Below are 22,589 nucleotides of genomic sequence, written 5' to 3' on the forward strand. Positions count from 1 at the left end.
AAGAATATTAAAACTAAAATCTTAATAAAAAATCACCAAATAGTAAGAATCTTAAAAGTGGTATAAAATAGCTAAATATGGTAGCAGAGTAAATCTATCAATTTAGATTCTATATTTTTAAAAATTCATAGAATCTATTAAATCTAATCCTAAAGATTCGCAGAATCTAGTAGATTCTACAACTACACAAGATTCATAGAATCTATAAGCTATCCAGAATCTAAATCAAAGTGAGAATCTAAGATTCTAAGCTAAAAAACTAAAAATTCTACAAATTTAGAGAATCTAAGTCAAATCAAAGTAAAAAGCCAGATTCTAAAAAATTGATAATTACAAGATTCCAAAATACAATATAAAACTACCCATCTATAAACCCATTTTAGATTCTGCAAAACTGCAAATATTTGGAATATTTTTTGCTTGAATTATTCATTAAATCATTCTAAAAGGATAATGTATGTTAAGGTCTTTGTGGTCAGGTGTAAGTGGTATGCAGGCACATCAAATTGCATTAGATGTGGAAAGTAATAATATTTCAAATGTAAATACTGTTGGTTTTAAATACTCAAGGGCTTCTTTTGTGGATATGCTTTCTCAAATCAAACAAATCGCCGCTTCACCCTATAAAAATGGACTTGGTGGGCAAAATGATTATTCAATAGGGCTTGGTGTTGGTGTAGAGGCTACAACAAAGGTTTTTTCTCAAGGCAATACACAAAATACAGATGTTAAAACTGACCTTGCAATAGAGGGGGAAGGTTTTTTTATCGTTAGCCCTGATAGGGGGATAACCTATAATTACACTAGAAATGGCGAGTTTTTGTTTGATGCAAATGGGAATCTCGTAAATACTGGTGGTTATGTGGTGCAAGGTTGGACTAGGGGCGAATTACAAAATGTTGAATATATGACTGAAGATGATTTTTTTAAGGTAGACCATACTGGACCTATTAAGAGCATCCAAATTGACCCTGCGATGGTTATGCCAGCAAAATCATCATCATCTATCTCACTTAGGGCTAACTTAAATGCAGGAAGAAAAGCAGACCAAATGATTTCACTCTCTTCACTTGATTCAAGCACTAGAACAGAGGCTGACCCACAAATAAGATTATATGATTCTGCAAATAAATTAAAACAAGTTTCTTATGATGTTGGTGCGTTATTCAACGCTGATGGAGATGCTCTAGCACTAAAAGAAAATCAAGGAATCTGGATTAGTTATCAAGTGGCACAAATGAGGCAATCAATCAATCCTACGGCTGAAAATAGCACTATTGGAATAAATGGTGAGACTATTTCTTTTACTAATGATTCTGCTGTAAGCGGTATTAGCTCTCTTGTAGCGGCACAAAATGCTATTAATGCACAAAGCAGTAAAACAGGTGTAGAGGCATTTGTGGATAATGGACTTTTGAGATTAGAAAATCAAAATAATAAAGATGGCGATGGAACAAACAAGAATATTCTAATTACGCAAGATGGTAGTGGGGCATTTTCAAATTTTGCAGAGGGAGATAGCGTTGTAACTGCATTTTCTTACCAATATACGAAAGCCGAAAATGCAGATTCCACAAGTGGGCAGTTTAGAACAACAGAAGATTTAAGGGCATTAATGCAACAAGATGCAAATATGATAAAAAATCCACAGATTCCATATGCCGATAGCACCGCAAGTGTGTTTGTTAGAGTGAATGATTTTGGTATGTTTGAGATACAAAATACCGATGATGGCGATGATATTCAAAATAATCTAAATATAAATATAAGCAGTTTTTATTCGGATAATATCACTAATAATGTGATTTTTAAAGAAGCTATGGCGGGGCTTGCTACAACTTCACTTGTGGAGGGAGGAAATACTACTAGCACAGGTGTTTTTGGCGTAGCAACCCACGCCACAAGTGTAGATATTGTAGATAGTCTTGGCTCAAAACATACTGTTAGATTTGAGTTTTTCAAAACAGGTGATAGCGAATGGAGTTTTAGGGCGTTACTTCCAGAACCAGCACAATTTCTTGATGGCTCTCCAACAAGACCAAATATATTTGAGGGCGGAAGAGTTTCTTTTAATTCCGATGGGAGTTTAGCTGGAATGAATCCACCCGTTTTGCAGTTTGACCCGAAAAATGGCTCAACTGCTCCACAGCGATTAGAACTAGCATTTGGAGATAATGGAACATTTGGGGGACTAACAAGTGTGGATAGAATCTCCGAAACCTATACAATCTCGCAAAATGGCTATCAAGCAGGAGATTTGGTAGATATTCGATTTGATGCAAATGGAACACTTCTTGGGGCATTTAGCAATGGTAAATCATTAGCTTTAGCACAAGTCGCATTAGCAAATTTTGCGAATAATGCGGGACTTCAAGCAGAAGGTGGAAATATATTTAGTCAATCAGGAAACTCTGGAGAGCCAATCATTGGAGCACCAAATACAGGGCGAAGAGGTGGCGTAAGTGGCTCAAAATTAGAAATGAGTAATGTGGATTTAAGTCGAGCTTTAACCCAATTAATCGTGGTTCAACGAGGATTCCAAGCGAATTCTAAAGCAGTTACAACATCTGACCAAATACTAAATACATTGCTTGGACTTAAACAATAATTTTATGCCAAGTATCTTAGAATCTCTACAAAATAGAGATGAAAAAGCTTTACTTCAAAGAATGCTGGATAATTTAGCATTTTTTGAGGTTCATAATAAACACATAGCAAAAGCCCTAAAAGATACATTAGAAGGGAAAAATAAGCAATATCAATTACTTTTTAACAAAGATGAAATAAATATTATTGATTTAGTAAATAATAAATATTTATATCCAAAAGATTCTTTTATAAACATAGCCTATTCTATCGCATTAAATCCGCTAAATAATAAGATTTGGAAAGTTTATGCAAATAATCTATCTCTAGCAAAAATAGATACAAAAAATCTATATATTACATCAAATGCAATAAATGAAATGGTTGATTTTACATATGATAATATCTTAGATTCTAAACTATCTAATCTATATCATTTGCCATCATTGTTTTTACCACAAACAAATATTTTTGGTCTTTGTGGTGGCGTTTTCCTGCAGATTCTACTAGAAAATGACTTTACCTTTCATTCACTTCTTATTTTTGAAGAGGATTTGGCACTTTTTAGCCTTTCTTGTTATTTTGTGGATTTTAAACGACTTTTTAGTCAAGTTAGTAATAAATCTTGTTATATTTTTATTGAAAATATCGTATCCAAAGCATTTTTAAACCATTATTTTTATAGCAAAAAAGTAACAAATAATTTCTTACGACTTGAATTAAATGCCTTTATCTCTCCTAAGATTTCGGCTATTAAAGATATGGTAAATGAAGCCTACAAGGTAAATTCTCGCGGTTGGGGAAGTTTTGAAGATGAAATGATTGGGGTTAAAAACACATTACAAAATATACATAGCAATAAGATTCTGCATAAAACTACAAAGTTAAATATTCCTATTTGTGTTATTGGAAGTGGTCCAAGCTTGGAATCCAATATAGATTTTTTGCGAAATAATCAAAATAAAATGCTTATTTTTAGTTGCGGAACAGCTCTAAAAATACTTAAACAGCATAATATCAACATAGATTTTCAAATAGAAATTGAGCGAATCGATTATCTTTCTAGCGTTTTAGAAGATTCTTCTATTGGCGATACCTCGCTTTTATGTGCAAATGTGGTAAATAATAAGGTTCTTAATCTATCGCCTAATAGATATATTTTTATACGCGGTGGCACTACAAGTTCATATATGTTTAAAGATGCTAATATTATTGAATTTTGTGCCCCATTTGTAGGAAATGCGGGATTTAGCTTGGCTTGTAATTTTAGTGATACTATTATTCTTTGTGGGATTGATTGTGGATATATTAAAGATAAACCAAAGCATTCCAAAGGTTCATTTTATGGTGATGAAAATAGCGAGATTCCGCCTTATAGCTTTAAGGTTAAAGGAAATAGTAATGTAGATGTTTATAGCTCTTCTATTTTTTCATTAAGTCGTGAAAGTATTGAGATTGCTATTAAGCATTATAAACCTAAAATAATCTATAATATAGGCGATGGTGCGTATATACAAGGCACAAAAGTAAGTAAAAATATTATATTTGAAAAAGATATTAATAAGGATTCTATAAAGAATGAATTTCTAAAATGTTTTAGTAATGATGTAGTATTTAAGGATAATTTGAATAGCGATATTATGGTGTTTGTAGATGAATTAAAAAGAAATATTTGCGTAGATATTGCAACAAAACAGGAATTATTCACATTTATCGATAATATTACAGCATTTTTAGCTAAATCCTCTTCTACTCGCCCACATTGCGGAATCTTATTTGAGGGCACGATATTACATTTATTGCAAAATATGATGATTTGCATTTTGTATGCAAAGACGAATGATATTGCAGATATTGCAAGATTCTATGTTGATATTATTGCAAAATGCTTAGATAAACTTTTAAGCGAATATCAATCTAATCTTTTATCTTAATACTATTTATGCCAAACATTTTTGCATAACTTGGATTTGGCCAATCTTTTGCGTTTTTTCCTATATTTCCCCAATTACTAAAATTACTATAATATGAATGAAAAATATCATCTACCTCAATGTCGAGATTCCCAAGATTTTTTTGGGATTCTATAAGCTTAACCATATTATTCCAATCCAATCTAAATGTTACATATGCACTAGCGACATATATGCCATATACGCAAATTAAAACACTTATTAACTTATAGATTCTATCTCTATATGGGCTATTGCTTAAAAAGGCATTGATAAATAGTCCAAGTCCTCCAATCAACATTAGGGAATCTCCCAATCTCGCTCTTGCTGGAAGTGATGGAAATTGTATAGTTACCATAGCTGTTAATAAAAACAATAAATGGATAATAAAAATTGGTATAAAAATCCTATCTTTTTTCATCAATATCAATAATAAAATAAAGCAGATTCCATATAAAACAACGAAGAAATTATTATTAATAATCAAAATAATTGTAATTGATAATATATATAAAAATCCATATAGAATCTTTCTTTTAATAGAATTGAGATTTATAGATTTCATATAATAAATGGTAAAAATCAACAATACAAAAATAATATACATTCTTGATTTAAAATTATTTAATGTTATAAATACTCGCTTTAATTTCTCATAAAAACCTAAATCTATGAGTTGTGGAATACTTAGATATACGCCCTCAAATACCTTTAATTGGCTTCTTGCGTGATGACCCGGCGATAGATATAAACATAAATATCCAATGATAAAAAAGATAATTCCAATAACAAACCAAGAAGGGATTTTTATTTTTTTATAGAATCTTAGAAATATATAGAGAAAAAGAAGAGCAATTATCGTTATTATGCCAATTTGCTCACTTGCCATTCCAGCAACGAAGCATAATATGTTAAATAATATTAGAATTATTAAATTAGGATTCTGGTAGTTCCCCCCCCCCTATTTAGGGCTTTTTCACTGAATATTCTATAGGGTAGTAAAAAAATAATAATAAAAAATAATCCCCAAAGATAGTTCAACGCTCCACTTCCCCATAAAAACACAGCACCAAATGGAGAAGCCACTAAGATTAAAAGGCAGATAAACATAATAGTTGTTATGTCATTTCTATCTTTTGGGATTCTGCCAAATAGTAGTATAAAAAATGCAAATATAAAGCCACTTCCCACAATAGCATTAATAAAATCAAATAAAAATGGATTGAATCCTCCTATAAAACCTTTATGTAGCAACTCGCCAATTCTTGCATTCCAATGAAAATAAAAATATTTTGCAGATTCAAAGCCTTTTTGTGCGGCAAAATAAGCATCGAAATCATCGCTAATAGGAGGTAAAAGTAGATTTAAACATAGTAAAAACGCAAATATCAAAGAAAATAAATACACAATAGGGCGATTTAGTATCATTAAGATTCCTTAAGGATTGATTTGAGAAGACCTTTTCTTTTGTAAGATTTTTGGCGAATCTCTAAGATTCTAGCAAAAATCTATATTTAAAAGAAAAAGGCTAATAAGATTTATTCTTTAGGATAGCAGAATCTATATCCTCTTCGTCGCACTGTTTCGATAGTGGCAATGCCAAGTGGTTTATCCATCTTTTGGCGGATTTGATTTATCGCTACTTCGATTACATTTGGTGTAACAAGCTCTGGCTCTTCCCATATTGCATCTAATAATTGCTCTTTTGATACGATTTGGTCTCGGTGCTTTGCAAGGTGGGTTAGCACCTCAAATGGCTTACCTTTTACCTCGATTTCTTGCCCTTTATAGATGATTTTCTCTTCATCTGGGTTGATTATTAAATCGCCTATTTCAATTAGATTTGAACCCCAAGAGCGAAGTCTCGCTTCCACTCTCGCAATAAAAATCTCAGGCAAACAAGGTTGTTTTATGTAGTCATCAGCCCCACTATTTAATGCCTTGATTTCAATATCAGCGGAATCTTGTGAAGAAATGATAATAATAGGAACTTTTGGAGATTTCTCTTTTATTGCATTAATAATATCCGCCCCACTAGTATCACTTAGCGTCCAATTTGCAACCACTAAATCATAATTTCTAATACTTACATAATATTTACCATCTTTTAGATTCTCGGCAATATCAGTTTGATATTTTTTCATATTAAGTATTTCACTTAACGCCCTATTCAATTTCTCATCGTTCTCTATGATTAAAACGCGCATTTATTGTCCTTTGTATAAAGAAACTTTACTTACCTTAAAACATAACTTAAAGATAATTTTAGGATTATAGCATATTTTTATATTACTTTAAGTATTTTTATATTTTATTTTAAGAATTTAGAAAATAATTGTTTTGTTTTTGTGTATAAAAATGCGGTTTTCTATCGCTAAATCAATAGCTTTTGCTAAAACCACTCTTTCTATGGTTTTTCCAGCTTTTTGCATATCTTTCCACGAATAAGTGTGATTTACCTGCATAATATCTTGGCAGATTATAGGACCACAATCTAACTCATTTGTTACAAAATGTGAGGTTGCACCGATGATTTTCACACCTCTATCATATGCTTGTTTATAGGGATTTGCCCCGATGAATGCGGGTAAAAACGAGTGATGAATATTAATAATTTTTTGATGAAAGGCTTCTACAAATGTTGGTGAAAGTATCTGCATATATTTTGCAAGTATTATAAATGATGGATTTAATTCTTTACATTTTTGGATTATCAAATGCTCAGCCCCATTTATCTTATGTGAAATATGAAAGTATGGGATATTGAATTTCTCCACTAATTCCCTTAGATTCTCGTGATTTGAAATCACAGCTTTAATATCCACATTTAATTCCCCAATATTATTTTTTATTAGAATATCACCCAAGCAATGTGGCTCTTTTGTGCAGAGAATTACTATTGATTTTTTAGTGTCTTCAAAGATTCTTATATTGCTTTCTTTTGGTAGTTTTTGTGATAAACTTTGATATAAATTGTTTTTTGAAATATTATGCTCTTTTTTTATTATTGTTCTCATAAAAAAATGATTATGTTCTTTATCTACAAATTCATCATTTTTTTCAATATTAAAACCTGTTTTTAGAATAATAGAAGATATTTCATATACCAAACCCTCTTTATCAGGCGTATCTATTAGTATTGTAAAAGTCATTGTATTTTGGTTAGGTTATAAAATACTTGATTTATTGCTTGGGTTGTCATTTTTTTTAGATAAGAATCTATTATTCCTTGTTTTACCCATACTATATCTTTTACATTACTCAATTCTTTTAATATATTTATCGCATTGATTTGTGTTCCCACTAAATCTATTAATCCAAGATTGAGTGCATCATAGGAGTTGAAAATCTTGCCCTCTGCAAAGTTTTTATAATTTTTCACATCTAGATTCCTTGCATTTGCTACATCGTTTATAAACATTTTATATTGTTTATCTAGCATATTTTGCAAATATATTCTTTCTGTATCACTCCATTGTCTTGTTATCGTTCCTGCTTCCTTGTATTCACCTGCTTTTAGACTTTGAGATTGAATGCCGATTTTATCCATCAAATCTTTTATATTATATCCATTCATTATAACGCCTATTGAGCCAATCATCGCACCTCGATTTGCTACAATAGTATGAGCATACATTCCAGCATAGTAGCTTCCGCTTGCCATAGCACCCTGCACATATGTAACGATGGGAATGGATTCATTTAATTCTTTTACCATATCTGCTATTTCAACAGAAGAAGCTAGAGCACCACCCGGAGAATCTATAATGAGTAAGATTCCTTTTAGATTTGGAAAATTTTTTAGATTCTCTATTTGAGCCATAAATGTTTCACTTTCAAAAATAGGACCTTTTAGATAGATTTTTGCAAGATTTGCATTAAAATCTTTTTTTGGTGTTCCTGATGATATGATAAGCACAACAATAAATAAAAAAACAAAAGTTTTAAAATATTTTTGTATAAATTCTAATGGCTTTACAATGAATATTCCAAAGATTTTTTTAATAGTTTTCAATATCTATCCTTTTTCCATTAATATACAAGTCCTCCACCTTTTTTGCGTGTAATAAGAAGTTTAGAATTACTTGCGAACAATTTTCTATATCTTTTATATAGAATATAGCAAAATCACTTGCTCTCCCTTTTTCTAAAAATCCATTATTGAATCTTAATCTCTTTGCTGGTCTTCTGGTTATTGATAGTAGAATCTCTTTTGCTAGATTATTTATATTAAATTGTTCATATGCAAATAATGCAACTCTTGCTTCATCTAAAATATTTAGGTTGTTATTTGAGCTTTTGCCATCTGTGGCAATAATCAAAGGTAATCTATAATCTTTTGCCTTTAAGAAATCAAAATATCTATTATTTAATAATCGATTGGAGCGAGGACAGCTTACAATATCTACATTTAGTTTTGATATTGTAGCCCAATCATCATTGTTTAAAAATAAGCAATGCACAAATAGACTTTCGCAATTTTTAAATAATCTTAAAAAACTTTCTTTTGAATAATATGGCAGGGCGTTTTCGTCATTAAAAAATCTTTTGAAAAATTTTTTAAAATACCCTTTTTTATACTCCAACCACATCAATTCTTCTTTAGATTCCAAGAAATGCGTTGATACTAATAGTTTATGCTCCATCGCTTTTTTTATCGCATAACTAGCTAATTCAAAATTAAGAGAATATGGAGAGTGTAGAGCTATCCCTGATTTAAAATTAGGACTAGTTAAAAGTAGAGATTTTTCTAATCTCTCGTTAAAATCATTCATTATTTTTTCATTATATTCTTTATTTGTTCCTATGATTTCATTAAAAAATAGCACTTTTAAAGGAGATTGATTTAAGATTTCTAAATCCAACCCATTGCTACTTATAGCACCTACAGAGCCAACCCCGCAAGATAGTGTTTCTTTTAGTGCTGTTTTTATAGCATCACTAGAATCTTTCATTAAAGATTCTCTTTTTAATATCACTGAATCTAGCCACTCTCCAAAGTTACCATAATTTAGCGATGAGGTATTTTGGCTAAATTCAAAATGGATATGTGTGTTAATAAGAGATGGTGTTATAACGCAAGATTCATAGAATCTTACATCGATATATTGCATTTTTTTTAATTCATTAAATTTGCCAATTTTTATTATTTTATTTTCATCAAATAAGATTCCACCATCTTTGATAACACTAAAATTATCATCACAGGTTATAACTGCACTCGCTCCAATTAACTTCATTTTTTTATATTAATATCCATTTTATTATAAGGAATCTCGATTTTATTAGAATCTAGTGCTTTTTTGACATTTTCTATCATATTGCATTTTGTGCTAAAAAAGGCATCATTGTCAATTACCCACGCACGAACGGCGAATTCTATCGCACTTGGTTTAAGCTCATTTACGCCAACAAATACTTTTTTACTAGAATCTTCTTTTCCATCATTGATATTGTTCGTGCTAAGAGCTGCTTGGAGAATGATTTCTTTTACTTTGTCAATATCGCTATTATAGCCCACTCCCACTAGCCAATCAATCCGCCGAATTGTCTTATCATCACTATCATCTTCATCAAGTTTTTTAATGCCTTTTTTATGCTTTGCAGTGTAGTTTATAATCTCAGTGGTGGCGACAATTGCATTTGGCATAATTATCACTTTTCCATCGGGTGTTCGCATATAAGTGTGGAAAAGCGATATATCTTCAATTATGCCGATATTGTTTTCAATCTCCACCGTGTCATCTTTGGTAAATGGACGAAGCACCACTAGCATAATACCACTTGCAAGATTTGATAGAGAATCTTTAAGTGCTAATGCAATTGCAAGTCCAGCTGCTCCAAGTGCAGCGATTATAGAAGTCGTTTGAACGCCCATCGTGCCTAATGTAGCAACCACCACAAGCACCATAATCGCCACATATGCGACTTTGGATAGGAATCCAGCTAGCATTTCATCTTTGAGCGTTTTTAGCAGTATTTTTTTAACTTTCCCACCCACAAAGTAGGCAAACCAGATTCCAAATATTAATATAAAAATCGCTTTTGAGCCGACTATGGTAGCGTTGATTATTTCATCAAGCATTAATCCTAAGATTTCAAATATTCTATCTTTCAATACCTATTCCTAATAATCTATATAAATTTTTCAATTACACCATCGCAAATTTGATTATTATATGGTAGGAAAAAATCTTCTATTTTATAAGAGGATTTTAGATTTAACACCATAAGTTTAGCCAATTTACCAACCTTTATTTCTCCGTAATTTAAGTTTAGAATTTTAGCAGGATTTTTAGAGCAAATAGTTGAGATTTTTTGCAAATCGATAATATCATTTTTCACTAAATTGGTAAAAATAAGTGAAAAATAATAAGCAATCCCATCGATTCCAAATTCAGCTTCACTAAAAACTTTTTCTTTTAGGGAGTTATAACAAGCACATTGCAAGGAAGTAAGCAAATCAATATTATTTTCTTTGAGATTCTCTATTAATATTTCCTGTGTTTTTTTATCTTTTAATGGCGGATTAATCTTTGCACTTGTATTGTAGTTATCACAACTTTCATCATTTAATATTAAGTGGTGGATAGAAGTCTCACAAAAGATATTTTTATTTAGCTTTTTTGCTTCATTTATTAGTTTTATACTTCTAGGCTCTACTATACATCTAAAAACAATCTTTATATTATAAAATATTGCTACTTCTAGAATCTTTGCAACTTCTTTTATTTCACTAAGTGGATTCTTTGGTGGAAGTCCAAGTTTTGCACTCATAACGCCATAGTTTATAACACCGCCTAAATTATCATCAGCATTTACAAATATAGGAATATCAAGCATTTTTGCATATTTTGCTATTTTATCAATGGTATTTGGGGATTGATTGCTTTGCAGTGAGATTCCAATGCCACCAAGTGAGTGCATTATAGAAATATCACAAATTTTATTTTCATTATTTACAGATGATATGCTAGGATAAATATCCACTTGTAAATCATTATTAATACCTTTAATAAACTCAATTGCCATTTCATTGTCAATTTTTGGATTTGTGTCGCTGTTTAATACAATGCTTCCAACGCCACCTTTCATAGATTTCTCTGCTAAAGATAACAAAGATTTTCTTGATAGTGTTTTATTTTTTGGAAGCACATTTAAGTCGATAAATTGTGGCATTATTGTTTTATTTGTGCAATCTAATATATCATCATTATCACTAATATTAGAATCTATCTTTACAATAATCCCATTTTTTATTTGTATATCGCATTTTTGTTTTATTGATGTGTCGTAGATGAATGCATTTTTTAGTATCATAATATAATCCTATATTAAAATTTCATTTAATCTGTCCAATCCGCCGAATGCTATTGTGATGCCTATTATAATAAGCAGAATCCCACTTATTATTTCAATTATTCTTGCATATTTTTTAATCTTATTAAATAGAGTGAAAAATCGCTCAATCGCAAGAGCTGTTAGTAAAAATGGAACACTTAAACCGATAGCATAAATTATCATTAAAGATAATCCACTTGCTTTATCAGTGCTGCTTAAAACCATAATACTGCTTAAAATAGGACCCACACAAGGACTCCAACCAAGTGCAAATCCAATACCTAATATAAATGGTGATATAGTGTGGATTAAGAATCCAATCTTTCCTTCTTTTCTAGTTTTGTTATGTTTTAATTCTAATCTTTTTGTTTTATATAAAATATTAAATCTAACTATGCCTAAAAAGTGGATTCCAAATATTATAATAATCCCCCCAGCGATATAATTTGTGATTGGATTGCTTAATATTGTGCTAAGTATTGTGTTAAAAGAGATTCCTATTAGGATAAAAATTAATGAAAATCCAGATACAAAAAGAGCGGCTCTTTGGAATATATATATTCTAGCTTTCAGTGAATTTGTTTTTAATTCTTCTAGTGATATTCCACCTATATAAGACATATAGGGTGGGATTAAAGGTAAAATACAAGGGCTTAGAAATGTTAAGATTCCAGCGATAAATGATACGATATATGGTAATTCTTTAAATAGATTTATTAATGCTAATTCCAAAACATTCCTTTTATTTTTTAATACAATAATTTTTTTAAAGATAATATTTTTCTTAAGAGCATCAAATTATAGCTAAAACTAATCAACATTTGGTTATAATCCCTAGCCTTAAATACATTAATTCAAAATTATGGTGAATATATCATCATAGATTATCATCGGCGAATTAATATCAATCCAACATAAGGCGAATAATTACACAAATACTAATTAAATTGAATAGTGTAATATATAAATAATAAGGTATATAAATATATGAAAAATAACGATACAAATGGCTTTTTAGAATTTCACTTAAAAGAAAAGGTTCTAAAAGGTATTTTTGAATTAGGATTTACTACTCCTAGTCCAGTGCAAAAAGATGCAATTCCATTTATTTTGGAAGGACATGATTTAATAGCACAAGCACAAACAGGCACAGGCAAAACGGCTGCATTTGCAATTCCACTTCTAAATATGCTAAAAAATAATAATGATATTGAAGCATTAGTTGTTACTCCTACAAGGGAGCTTGCAATGCAAATTAGTGATGAGATTTTTAAACTTGGGCGATTTTTGAGAACTAAAACAATCTGCATTTATGGCGGTCAGTCGATAAAAAGACAAATCGAGCTTTTAAATAAAAAGCCACAAGTTATGGTGGCAACTCCCGGTAGATTGCTAGACCATTTACGAAACGATAGAATAAAAAATTTTAATCCTAAGATAATCGTTCTTGATGAAAGTGATGAAATGCTTGATATGGGATTCTTAGAAAGCATTGAAGATATTTTTAGATTTATTCCAAAGGAGAGGCAAACCCTTTTATTTTCTGCCACAATGCCAACCCCAATAAAAAATCTTGCAAATAAGATTCTAAATAATCCTAAAAATGTAAAAATCACAGCGGCGAATGTAACAAATACTGATATTGAACAAAAATATTATATTATCAATGAAAATGAAAGAGATAGTGCGATAATGAGACTTATTGATGCTACTTCGCCACAGAAAAGTATTATTTTTACGAGAATGAAAAAAGAGGCAGATAAACTTGCTACATTTTTAATCTCAAAAGGATATAAGGCAACTCCGCTTCACGGAGATATGGAGCAACGAGAGAGACAAAGTGCAATTAGAGCATTTAAAGAAAATAGGGTAGAGATTCTAGTTGCTACAGATGTGGCAAGTCGCGGACTTGATATAACAGATGTAAGTCATGTTTTCAATTATCATATGCCATTAAATCCAGAGAGCTATGTCCACAGAATAGGCAGGACAGGCAGAGCAGGGAAAAAAGGTGTGGCAATCACATTAGTAACTCCACTTGAATTTCGTGATTTAAAGAGAATAAAAGACCAAATAAAAACATCTTTAGAATTATTTGAATTGTCGGATACGCAAACAAAAGATGATTTTGTTTCTAAGATTCTAGAATATAAAATATCATCTAATTCTCTTGATTTATATCCTATATTAAGTTCTAAGATAGACAATACACAGCTAGTTTGTAAGCTTTTATCATATTTATCTGATATATTAGCAAAAGATAGCGGAGTTTCACAAAGTGAGATTAAAAGACTTCAAAATAGTTTAGATTCTACTTTAGATTCCAAAAGCGTAGCTTCTAAAAATACAAGAAATGATAGTAGAAAAGATACAAATAAGAGAGCAAATCAATCTGGAGATAGAAATACTAGAAGAAATAATAGAGTTGATAAAAGTAAAAATAATAGAGCCAATAGAGATAATTCTAGCAAACGATTTAAAAGCGATAAAAATCATTAGATTAAGGTAAATATTATGGATTTTGCCCCTTATCCTTTTGAGCGATTAAATGAATTGATAAAAGATATTTGTCCTAAAAAAGATATTTTTAAACTTACTATAGGTGAGCCACAATTTGAAACACCGAAAAATATCCAAGATGAATTATCTAAAAATGTCAATCTTTTAAATAAATATCCTTCAAGTGCTGGTGAAACATATCTTAAAGATTCTCAAATTAGCTTTTTTAATCGTCGTTTTGGAATCCATTTAGAGAGAGATGAGATTATATCTACATTTGGCACAAGGGAGGTTTTATTTAATTTTCCTTGTTTTGTATTTAGATTTCTTCTTGAGAATAAAACACATAAAACAATGGCGTTTCCTAATCCCTTTTACCAGATTTATGAAGGAAGTGCTATTGCAAGTGGAGCAGATATTATTTATATGAATCTAGAATCTTCTAATAATTTTAAACCTTATTTAGATGAAGATTCTCTTAAAAAAGTTGATTTGGTTATTTTAAATTCGCCAAATAATCCTACAGGGGCAATCCTAACCAAACAAGAGTTAGAATATTGGGTGGAATTGGCATTGGAATATAATTTTATATTAATAAATGATGAATGTTATAGCGAAATATATGAATCCACCGCCCCAGCTTCTATTTTAGAAGCTTCAAAGAGTGTGAATAATCCTAGTTTTAAAAATATTTTATGTGTAAATTCCATATCCAAAAGGTCGTCTGCTCCGGGTTTAAGAAGTGGGTTTATTGCTGGTGATAAAAATATTTTAAAAAAATATATGCTATATCGAACTTATATTGGTTGTTCTATCCCACTTCCATTGCAAAAAGCGGCTACTTTAGCGTGGAATGATGAAGAATCTCCAAAAATGTTTAGAGATAAATATGCAACAAATTTGCGTATAGCAAGAGATATTTTAAATATAACTATTAGTCCATATACATTTTATATTTGGCTTAAAATTGACGATGATTTAGTATTTACAAAAAAACTTTATGAAGAGGAAGGGATTCTAGTGTTACCCGGAAGATATTTAGGACGAAATGATGCGGGAAAAGGATATATTAGAATCGCTCTTGTTTATGATGAACATACTACTCAAGAAGTATTAAAGAGGTTAAAACTTTGGATATAAAAAAAATACATTTTGTAGGTATAGGGGGTATTGGAATCTCTGGACTTGCAAGATATATGCAAGCACAAGGTGTGGAGATTAGTGGCTCAGATATAGCAGTAAGTTGCTCTACAAAATATCTAGAATCGCTAGGCGTTAAAATCAATATTCCACATAGTAAAGATGCCATAACAGACCCATCTTTTGTCATACATTCTGCGATAATTAAACCTGATAATATCGAACTTAAAGTAGCTAACGATAAGGGAATTAAGGTTTTATCAAGATGTGAAGCGTTGAAAATAATTCTACAGCAAAAAAGAGTTTTTTCTGTTTGTGGTGCTCACGGGAAAAGTAGCACAACAGCGATGCTAAGTGCGATTTTAAATAATTATGGTGCGATTATTGGGGCACAATCAAAAGAGTTTGACTCAAATGTTCGTGCAAATAAAAGTGATAGCGTGGTTTTTGAGGCTGATGAAAGTGATGGAAGTTTCTTAAATTCGAATCCATATTGTGCTATTGTTACAAATGCAGAGCCAGAGCATATGGAGCATTATAATTATGATTTAGATTTATTTCATAATGCCTATATAAGCTTTCTACAAAAGGCTAAGATTCGTATTATAAATGCTGAAGATGATTTCTTGTCAAAATTAGATTTTGATGCAATTAGATTATATCCTAGCAAAGATATTGTTAATTTACGATATTTTCTACTTGATAATGAGCCATTTAGTGCTTTTAGCTTATATAATGATAATAAATTTATTGGCGATTTTGAGGTTTGGGGATTTGGAAATCATGTAGCTATAAATGCTTCATTGGCTATTTTGGCTTCTTTAGGTGAAGTTAGTATTCAAACAATACAAAAAAATCTTAAAAATTATAAAGGTGTAAAAAAACGATTTGACATAATTTGCAATGATAAATGTGTTATTATCGATGATTATGGACATCACCCAACAGAGATAAAAAGCACATTAGATTCCATCAAGCAATATACAAAACTAAAAAATATTAATAAAATTAGTGTTATTTGGCAGCCACATAAATACTCAAGAACGATAAATAACATTGATGGATTTGCAAATTGTTTTACAGGTGTTGATAAACTTGTGATTCTACCTGTTTGGCGTGCTTATGAAGAGCCAATTGATATAGATTTTAATGGATATTTTGGAAAATACTTGCCAATTTTTGCAGATGAAATTAAACGAAATGGTTCTAGCATTGAGATATTAAAAAATAAACAAATATTAGATGTATTGGATACTGGTATTATTGTAGGATTTGGGGCGGGGGATATTACCTATCAAATGCGAGGAAGTATATGAAACTTTTTATCATAATATTAATCGCAATTTTAGTCGGTAGCACACTATATTTTCTTTTTAAAAATAAATTCAATAAAAGAAATAGGATTATTTTGAGTATTCTTTTTATTGTTATTTTAATAATCATTGGAATCTATACTTTTATGCAAGATGGTAATAATAAAAAAGATGCAGATATAATAGCCTCTTTCTTACGCGGAGAGAGCGTAGAATGTGGCGATTTAACCATTAATCAACAAAATTTTACTTTTATAAATGGCACTCTTAGTTTTGTAGGCAAGAAAGATACAAAATTTTTTGGAAAAACAATCCCAATTGAGCAATGTTATTAAAAAATCTACATTCCATTTCACAAAAACTCGATTTAACAGCATTTATTGAAAACTTTCATTCTTATTTTTCCAGACAAGAGCCATTTTTCTTGCAAGGAGATATTAATGTTTTTAAGGTTTTTATAGATGAGCTTGATAATATCAATTTTACTCCCCCGCAAAATATTTCAAATCTTGATACTGAGCTAATCCACATTTCAAAACGAGGTGTTTTGAAGCTAGATTCTATATTTGAGTTTGTAAAAATTATAAAATATTTTTTATATCTAAAAAATCTCAATTTAGATAATTTTAAACATATTCCAAATTGGCTTTCTAAAATAGAGATTCCGCAAGATTTAGTTGAGATTGCAAATAGCTTTGATACTCAAGGTAAGCTAATAAGTGGAATCTATCCAAAGCTAGATTCTATAAATGCAAGTATTTCTTTACAAAAGATAGAATCTAAAAAGGTAATTAACAGAATCCTTCAAAAAGAAAAATTATTTTCATATTTTGTTGATAAACAAATTCATTTAGTGGATACTAAAGAGTGTTTTTTGCTAAAAGCTGGATTTGATAAGATTCTAGAAGGTAGAATCTTAGAACGTTCCGCTTCAGGGTATTTTTATGTATTTCCTTTAGCGTTGCAAAATATTTATGAGCGATTAGATAAATTGCAAAATGAAATGGAGATTTTAATATATGCAATCGAGCAAGAGATTTCTAGTATTTTTTTAAAACATTTATTATTCTTAAAGTTTATAAATAGAGAATTTGATAAGTTTGATTGTATGCAAGCTAGGGTGGTTTTCGCCAAAGAAAATAATTATAATTTTATTTTACCAAATAAAAAAAATGAGATAATTTTGAGCGATTTTTTACATCCAGCACTACATAATCCAATACCTAGCAATATTAATTTTACAAAACAAATATTAATAATAACAGGTGTAAATGCCGGCGGAAAAACAATGCTTTTAAAATCTATTCTAAGTGCCGCATTCTTAGCAAAATATTTAATCCCTTTTAAGATAAATCCACATAAATCTAGAATCTCATATTTTAAATTTATCTATAGCATTATTAATGACCCGCAAAACTCCAATAATGACATCTCCACATTTGCAGGGAGAATGCTCGAATTTAGGAATCTACTCCCAATGGATAATTTTTTGCTAGGTATCGATGAAATAGAGCTTGGGACAGATTCAAATGAAGCAAGTGCACTTTATTTTGCAATATTAGAATACTTGCAAAACAAACACACAAAAATTGTTATAACCACACATCACAAGCAATTAGCCTCAATGATGGCAAATAATCCAAAAGTTGAATTAATCGCAGCACTTTATGATGAAAAATCAAGAATGCCAACTTATTCTTTTTTGCAAGGTTGCATTGGTAAAAGCTACGCATTTGAGAGTGCTTTGCGTTATGGGATTCCTGTAAATATCATAAATAAGGCAAAAGAGGTTTATGGTGATAATTTGGAGAATCTAAATGAATTGATTGAAAAAACATCTATATTGCAAACAAAATTAAACAAAAAAGAGCAGGAACTAGAATCCTTAATTAAATCCAATCAAAATAAAAATGAGGAATTAAGTAGCTTAATAGCAAAACAAAATGAAGAATTACGAAAAAAAACACTAGATTTAGAATCCACATATTCCAAAGCGTTAAGGGAGTTAAAAGAGGTATTAAAACGAAGTGATACGAGGGAAATCCATCGATTTTTAAATAAACAAGATAGATTTTTTTCATCTATTCCAAAACCAAAGATTGATAAAAATATTAAATTTGAGGTTGGAGGCAGGGTGCAAAGTGGAAAAAATAGTGGCGTTATACTTAGTTTAAAAGATAATATAGCTTTAGTTGAGCTTGATTGCGGGATAAAATTAAAAATTAATACATCATTATTGCGACCATCCGCTAAGATTAAAGATAATCAAAAAATAAATATTACTAAAAATAGCATAACTTGTAATGTAAGCCTTGATTTACATGGAAAAAGGGCAGAGGAGGCGATAGAATTGCTTGATAAATATATTTCTAATTGTCTTGTGGCAGGATATGATGAGGTTATTATTTATCACGGGATAGGAAGTGGAATCCTCTCGCGTGTGGTTAAAGAGTTTTTATCCACTCACCCAAAAGTAAAAAGTTTTAGCGATGCCCCAAGTAAAAGTGGTGGATTTGGTGCAAAAATCGTGCGATTTTAATATCCACATATATCTTACAAAATCGAATTTATGGGATAGTTTTACGAGAATCTTAATAGATTTGTGTATTTTTGATATTAATTGCTCTCCACAAAGAATATTTTTAAGGAATTAGATTCTAAGATTTATAGAAAATGACTAAAAGCAATATTTGCCTAAGTTGATTTTGGAAAATATATAAAGGATTTTTGTGAAAAATAATAATAAAAAGCAACATAAAGTAAATAGAAATAGTAAAAAAGGCAAAAAAGGCTTAAGTAGAATCTATAATGCATTGTTTTATTCTCTCGATGGCATAAAAGCTGCGTGGGTTGATGAGGTGGCATTTCGCCAGATTGCAGTGATGGCTGTTATTTTCATTCCCATAGGGATATTTTTGGGAGAAAGTTGGATTGAGAAAATATTATTAGTTTTGCCCTGTGTTTTATGTCTTGTTGTAGAACTCATCAATTCAGCAATAGAAAATATAGTTGATTTGATAAGTTTAGAGATAAATCCACTAGCAAAAAAAGCAAAAGATATGGGCAGTGCAATGCAATTTATAATGTGTTTATTTTTTGTATTTGTTTGGATTAGTTATGTTGTATGTAAATATATTTTATTGTGATATATTAACTTATTGTTTAATATTTTTTATTTTTGTGTTATAATTTTGCGAAAATCATTAAATTTAATAAATTTGTATCACATTAAAGGTAGTTTTAATAACTTAATAAACTAATGAAAATATTTAAGAATGTTTAAAGTTATTAATATAAATACCGATTTATTTTTGGAGTTTTTAATAAATTTAATGTTTTGTAAGCCATTGATAAGGGCTTAAAATTTTCTAAATCTAGGGATATTTATGAAGCTTAAAGTAAAGAATACTAAAAATGTAAGCAATATAATTTATTATGATTCTAATACAAGAATTGTTTATAATAAAACTGGAAATAATATAGTTCCTTATGTTAAAAAGCTAGATAATAAATTAAGAATTGTAAGTGCGTTTCCATTTGATGCTTTGATGAAAGCAACTATAGAAGTTCCAAAAAACATTGATGAGATGGATATTGAGGCATTTTTAACAGAAAATGTTTATAAACAATTAAATATATCTCCAGAAGTGGATTATGAGTTATGTTACTTTAAAATGGATTTTGGTTTTGATGCCGATAATTGGACTTATGATGTATATTTGGTAGATGATAAATATCTAGAAAAAACATATGGTGAGTTAAAAGATAGAACGCAATTCATAGATGTTGTAACTTCTGCTTCATTCTTACCTTTAGTTTTATATAAAACTGATAAATTAGACACTATTTCAAATCATATTTTTGTATTTATTGGCGAAAATAGTAGCACATTTTCATTTTATAGTAAGGGTGAGCCAGTGTATATGAAAACTCTTAGTTCAAATATACATAAACTTCGAGTTGAATTTAATCAAGAATCTTCATTAGAGCTAAATAGTATAGAATTTGAAAATTTTATTGCTGGGAAATCACCAGACATTGCTAATTATAAATCATATATAGATTCTATGCTAAATAAAATTAGTAGAGATATTGAAGAAAATATTATGTATATAAAACGCGTTTATCAGGATTTAGACCCAACTATGATTTATTATGGTATGAGTATAGAATATGATAATGAGTTTTTATCTTTCTTTAGAGATGCATTTTTAATAGAAACTAAACCTTTAAATTTATTAGCTTCTATTACAACGCAAAAAGGCTTGTTTGCCACAGCAGATATTGCAATAACCTATGCTAGTTATTTAATATCAAATCCGGGTAGCCTTCCTAACTTCTCTCACTTAAAACGACCAAAGCCTTTAAGCCAGAGAGAATCGGCACAATTTGTGATGATAGCATCAGGTTTGTTTGTATTATCGCTTCTTTATCCTATTTATAATTTTGGTATGACAAGTTTTTTCTCTGTTAGAGGCGATATGTTGCAAAAATCTTATGATACAGAGATTTTTCCTAAAGCAGAGCAATTTAGAGCAGATGAAGAAAACCTTAAAAAGCAGATAGAAAACCTACAGCAACAAAAACAAGCAGTGGATAAAGAGATAATAGCAATGAGAGGCGATATGGACGATATACATACTTGGCAAGTTGCTTATATACAAAAATCTAAGATTCTAAATGATATATTGCAAGTTGCAAATAATAGTAAAGTAAGAGTTATAAAAGCCACAGCTGCTTCAAATAATAATCAAGATTTAGTAGTAGAGCTAAATCTATTTGCTAAATCACAAGAAGATATTACAGATTTTATAAAAGTTTTAAATCAAAAAAATGATTATAAAAGTGTATTTACAGATAAAATTGAAAAGATTAGCTTAAGCAAAGAGAGTAATGATGACTTAACATCTAGAGCACAAACATTTGCTAGTGCGGTTTCAGGTAATGTCGCCAATGTTGCAAATACTGCTGTTGATGCTGCTAGTAATGCATTATCTAATTTGAATAATAATGCTACACAATTGCAATCAATATCAGCTAAAGTTAATTTAGAAAATAATGAAGAATTAGGACGTTCCGTAAGCGGATACTTAAATTCCATAGTTAAGGTGGTTGTTAGATGAATAATTTTCAAACACAGGTTTATGAACAATTAGATAAATTAGATGATTATTTATCTAGTAAGAATCAATCAGAAAGAATTTTATTTGGACTTATTGTAGGCATAGTATTAGCCGCAATTGTATATTTTCTATTATTTGATTTGAGTAATAATTTTAAATTAAATAAACAAGATATGTATAATGAGATAGAAAGCAAGGTTACACAAGAACAAGCATATATAGATTCTATGGAAAATGGCGGTTTTTTGGCATTAGAGCAACGAATAAGGGCAGTTCAAAATGAAATAACCCAAGCTCAAGGCGATTTGAAAATATTGCAGGGTTTGAGAGATGAGATTTTTGTTTATAGCAAGGATTGGTTTTTAACCTTTGATGATGCTTCAAAAGCCGCAATTTCAATGGGACTTACTGTTAATGGGACAGATGTCAAGATGAGTGATAAAGCCACTCTAGGGGGAATGAAATATTCATCATTTGTGTTATTTGGATATGGTAGATATTCATCAATATTAAAATATATAGATTGGCTGGAAACTTATGGTAAATTTATATCAATAGATAGCATTATCGTAGAAAGTAAAGATAATAGATTAAACTTTAGTGTTTCTATAAGAAACTTTAGAGGAGGGGTGTAA

Annotated in this window: 19 protein-coding genes; 10 read left to right on the plus strand and 9 right to left on the minus strand. The window is 30.0% G+C overall.

Annotation, left to right across the window (positions count from 1 at the left end):
* Positions 1 to 457 precede the first annotated feature (457 nt).
* Both flgE and CCY99_RS07760 read left to right on the plus strand, forming a co-directional pair.
* Positions 458 to 2,608: a flagellar hook protein FlgE gene (gene flgE / locus CCY99_RS07755; RefSeq protein WP_112060850.1), complete on the plus strand. Its 2,151-nt coding sequence runs from the start codon at positions 458 to 460 to the stop codon at positions 2,606 to 2,608.
* Between the two features lie 4 nt (positions 2,609 to 2,612).
* Complete coding sequence (locus CCY99_RS07760; protein WP_146744959.1) at positions 2,613 to 4,520, plus strand: 6-hydroxymethylpterin diphosphokinase MptE-like protein; 1,908 nt, start codon at positions 2,613 to 2,615, stop codon at positions 4,518 to 4,520.
* Here the strand turns inward: CCY99_RS07760 and CCY99_RS07765 are convergent.
* From CCY99_RS07765 to CCY99_RS07805, 9 genes are all read right to left on the minus strand, one after another.
* Positions 4,504 to 5,427, minus strand: a complete 924-nt coding sequence (locus tag CCY99_RS07765; protein ID WP_112060852.1) for a DUF6056 family protein — start codon at positions 5,425 to 5,427, stop codon at positions 4,504 to 4,506. The genes CCY99_RS07760 and CCY99_RS07765 overlap by 17 nt on opposite strands.
* A gap of 41 nt (positions 5,428 to 5,468) precedes the next feature.
* Positions 5,469 to 5,966 (minus strand): DUF6056 family protein, encoded by a 498-nt coding sequence (locus tag CCY99_RS07770; protein ID WP_112060853.1) that lies wholly within the window; start codon positions 5,964 to 5,966, stop codon positions 5,469 to 5,471.
* A 110-nt stretch (positions 5,967 to 6,076) separates the two neighbouring features.
* Positions 6,077 to 6,745 carry a homeostatic response regulator transcription factor HsrA gene (hsrA, locus tag CCY99_RS07775; RefSeq protein ID WP_112060854.1) on the minus strand — a complete coding sequence of 223 codons (669 nt, stop codon included), beginning with the start codon at positions 6,743 to 6,745 and terminating at the stop codon, positions 6,077 to 6,079.
* A gap of 117 nt (positions 6,746 to 6,862) precedes the next feature.
* Positions 6,863 to 7,690, minus strand: coding sequence for a formyltetrahydrofolate deformylase (gene purU, locus CCY99_RS07780; protein WP_112060855.1), 828 nt, complete (start codon positions 7,688 to 7,690; stop codon positions 6,863 to 6,865).
* Positions 7,687 to 8,553 carry a signal peptide peptidase SppA gene (gene sppA / locus CCY99_RS07785; protein WP_346437021.1) on the minus strand — a complete coding sequence of 289 codons (867 nt, stop codon included), beginning with the start codon at positions 8,551 to 8,553 and terminating at the stop codon, positions 7,687 to 7,689. Before sppA ends, purU begins: the two co-directional genes overlap by 4 nt.
* Entirely contained in the window at positions 8,540 to 9,778 is a 1,239-nt protein-coding gene (locus CCY99_RS07790) for an aminofutalosine deaminase family hydrolase (RefSeq protein ID WP_112060856.1), read from the minus strand. Before CCY99_RS07790 ends, sppA begins: the two co-directional genes overlap by 14 nt.
* Entirely contained in the window at positions 9,775 to 10,656 is an 882-nt protein-coding gene (locus CCY99_RS07795) for a mechanosensitive ion channel domain-containing protein (protein ID WP_112060857.1), read from the minus strand. Before CCY99_RS07795 ends, CCY99_RS07790 begins: the two co-directional genes overlap by 4 nt.
* Positions 10,657 to 10,673: 17 nt before the next feature.
* Positions 10,674 to 11,858, minus strand: coding sequence for an amidohydrolase family protein (locus tag CCY99_RS07800; RefSeq protein ID WP_112060858.1), 1,185 nt, complete (start codon positions 11,856 to 11,858; stop codon positions 10,674 to 10,676).
* A 9-nt stretch (positions 11,859 to 11,867) separates the two neighbouring features.
* On the minus strand, positions 11,868 to 12,611 hold the full coding sequence (locus CCY99_RS07805; RefSeq protein ID WP_258443913.1) for a cytochrome c biogenesis protein CcdA: 744 nt from the start codon (positions 12,609 to 12,611) through the stop codon (positions 11,868 to 11,870).
* A 255-nt stretch (positions 12,612 to 12,866) separates the two neighbouring features.
* On the opposite strand from CCY99_RS07805, the gene CCY99_RS07810 reads away from it, so the two are divergent.
* The 8 genes from CCY99_RS07810 (at position 12,867) to CCY99_RS07845 (ending at position 22,589) form a co-directional block, all read left to right on the plus strand.
* The gene (locus CCY99_RS07810) at positions 12,867 to 14,378 is read left to right on the plus strand and encodes a DEAD/DEAH box helicase (RefSeq protein WP_112060860.1); all 1,512 of its coding nucleotides are present in this window, start codon (positions 12,867 to 12,869) and stop codon (positions 14,376 to 14,378) included.
* A gap of 15 nt (positions 14,379 to 14,393) precedes the next feature.
* Complete coding sequence (locus CCY99_RS07815; RefSeq protein WP_112060861.1) at positions 14,394 to 15,518, plus strand: succinyldiaminopimelate transaminase; 1,125 nt, start codon at positions 14,394 to 14,396, stop codon at positions 15,516 to 15,518.
* A complete protein-coding gene (gene murC, locus CCY99_RS07820) occupies positions 15,509 to 16,834 on the plus strand; it encodes a UDP-N-acetylmuramate--L-alanine ligase (RefSeq protein ID WP_112060862.1) in 1,326 nt (441 codons plus the stop codon). Before CCY99_RS07815 ends, murC begins: the two co-directional genes overlap by 10 nt.
* Positions 16,831 to 17,166 carry a hypothetical protein gene (locus tag CCY99_RS07825; protein ID WP_112060863.1) on the plus strand — a complete coding sequence of 112 codons (336 nt, stop codon included), beginning with the start codon at positions 16,831 to 16,833 and terminating at the stop codon, positions 17,164 to 17,166. Before murC ends, CCY99_RS07825 begins: the two co-directional genes overlap by 4 nt.
* The gene (locus CCY99_RS07830; RefSeq protein ID WP_112060864.1) at positions 17,157 to 19,370 is read left to right on the plus strand and encodes an endonuclease MutS2; all 2,214 of its coding nucleotides are present in this window, start codon (positions 17,157 to 17,159) and stop codon (positions 19,368 to 19,370) included. The genes CCY99_RS07825 and CCY99_RS07830 overlap by 10 nt, the downstream gene beginning before the upstream one ends.
* Before the next feature lie 190 nt (positions 19,371 to 19,560).
* On the plus strand, positions 19,561 to 19,977 hold the full coding sequence (locus CCY99_RS07835) for a diacylglycerol kinase (protein ID WP_112060865.1): 417 nt from the start codon (positions 19,561 to 19,563) through the stop codon (positions 19,975 to 19,977).
* Between the two features lie 240 nt (positions 19,978 to 20,217).
* Positions 20,218 to 21,954: a hypothetical protein gene (locus tag CCY99_RS07840; RefSeq protein ID WP_112060866.1), complete on the plus strand. Its 1,737-nt coding sequence runs from the start codon at positions 20,218 to 20,220 to the stop codon at positions 21,952 to 21,954.
* Positions 21,951 to 22,589, plus strand: coding sequence for a hypothetical protein (locus CCY99_RS07845; RefSeq protein WP_112060867.1), 639 nt, complete (start codon positions 21,951 to 21,953; stop codon positions 22,587 to 22,589). The genes CCY99_RS07840 and CCY99_RS07845 overlap by 4 nt, the downstream gene beginning before the upstream one ends.

This window comes from Helicobacter sp. 16-1353 (genome assembly GCF_003288815.1).
In the GTDB taxonomy this organism is placed as follows: Bacteria; Campylobacterota; Campylobacteria; order Campylobacterales; family Helicobacteraceae; genus NHYM01.

Bases quoted from the DNA above. Each gene is read 5' to 3' on its own strand.
- flgE (WP_112060850.1), top strand. From the start codon at position 458: ATGTTAAGGTCTTTGTGGTCAGGTGTAAGTGGTATGCAGGCACATCAA.
- CCY99_RS07760 (WP_146744959.1), top strand. From the start codon at position 2,613: ATGCCAAGTATCTTAGAATCTCTACAAAATAGAGATGAAAAAGCTTTA.
- CCY99_RS07765 (WP_112060852.1), bottom strand. From the start codon at position 5,427: ATGGCAAGTGAGCAAATTGGCATAATAACGATAATTGCTCTTCTTTTT.
- CCY99_RS07770 (WP_112060853.1), bottom strand. From the start codon at position 5,966: ATGATACTAAATCGCCCTATTGTGTATTTATTTTCTTTGATATTTGCG.
- hsrA (WP_112060854.1), bottom strand. From the start codon at position 6,745: ATGCGCGTTTTAATCATAGAGAACGATGAGAAATTGAATAGGGCGTTA.
- purU (WP_112060855.1), bottom strand. From the start codon at position 7,690: ATGACTTTTACAATACTAATAGATACGCCTGATAAAGAGGGTTTGGTA.
- CCY99_RS07790 (WP_112060856.1), bottom strand. From the start codon at position 9,778: ATGAAGTTAATTGGAGCGAGTGCAGTTATAACCTGTGATGATAATTTT.
- CCY99_RS07800 (WP_112060858.1), bottom strand. From the start codon at position 11,858: ATGATACTAAAAAATGCATTCATCTACGACACATCAATAAAACAAAAA.
- CCY99_RS07810 (WP_112060860.1), top strand. From the start codon at position 12,867: ATGAAAAATAACGATACAAATGGCTTTTTAGAATTTCACTTAAAAGAA.
- CCY99_RS07815 (WP_112060861.1), top strand. From the start codon at position 14,394: ATGGATTTTGCCCCTTATCCTTTTGAGCGATTAAATGAATTGATAAAA.
- CCY99_RS07825 (WP_112060863.1), top strand. From the start codon at position 16,831: ATGAAACTTTTTATCATAATATTAATCGCAATTTTAGTCGGTAGCACA.
- CCY99_RS07830 (WP_112060864.1), top strand. From the start codon at position 17,157: ATGTTATTAAAAAATCTACATTCCATTTCACAAAAACTCGATTTAACA.
- CCY99_RS07840 (WP_112060866.1), top strand. From the start codon at position 20,218: ATGAAGCTTAAAGTAAAGAATACTAAAAATGTAAGCAATATAATTTAT.
- CCY99_RS07845 (WP_112060867.1), top strand. From the start codon at position 21,951: ATGAATAATTTTCAAACACAGGTTTATGAACAATTAGATAAATTAGAT.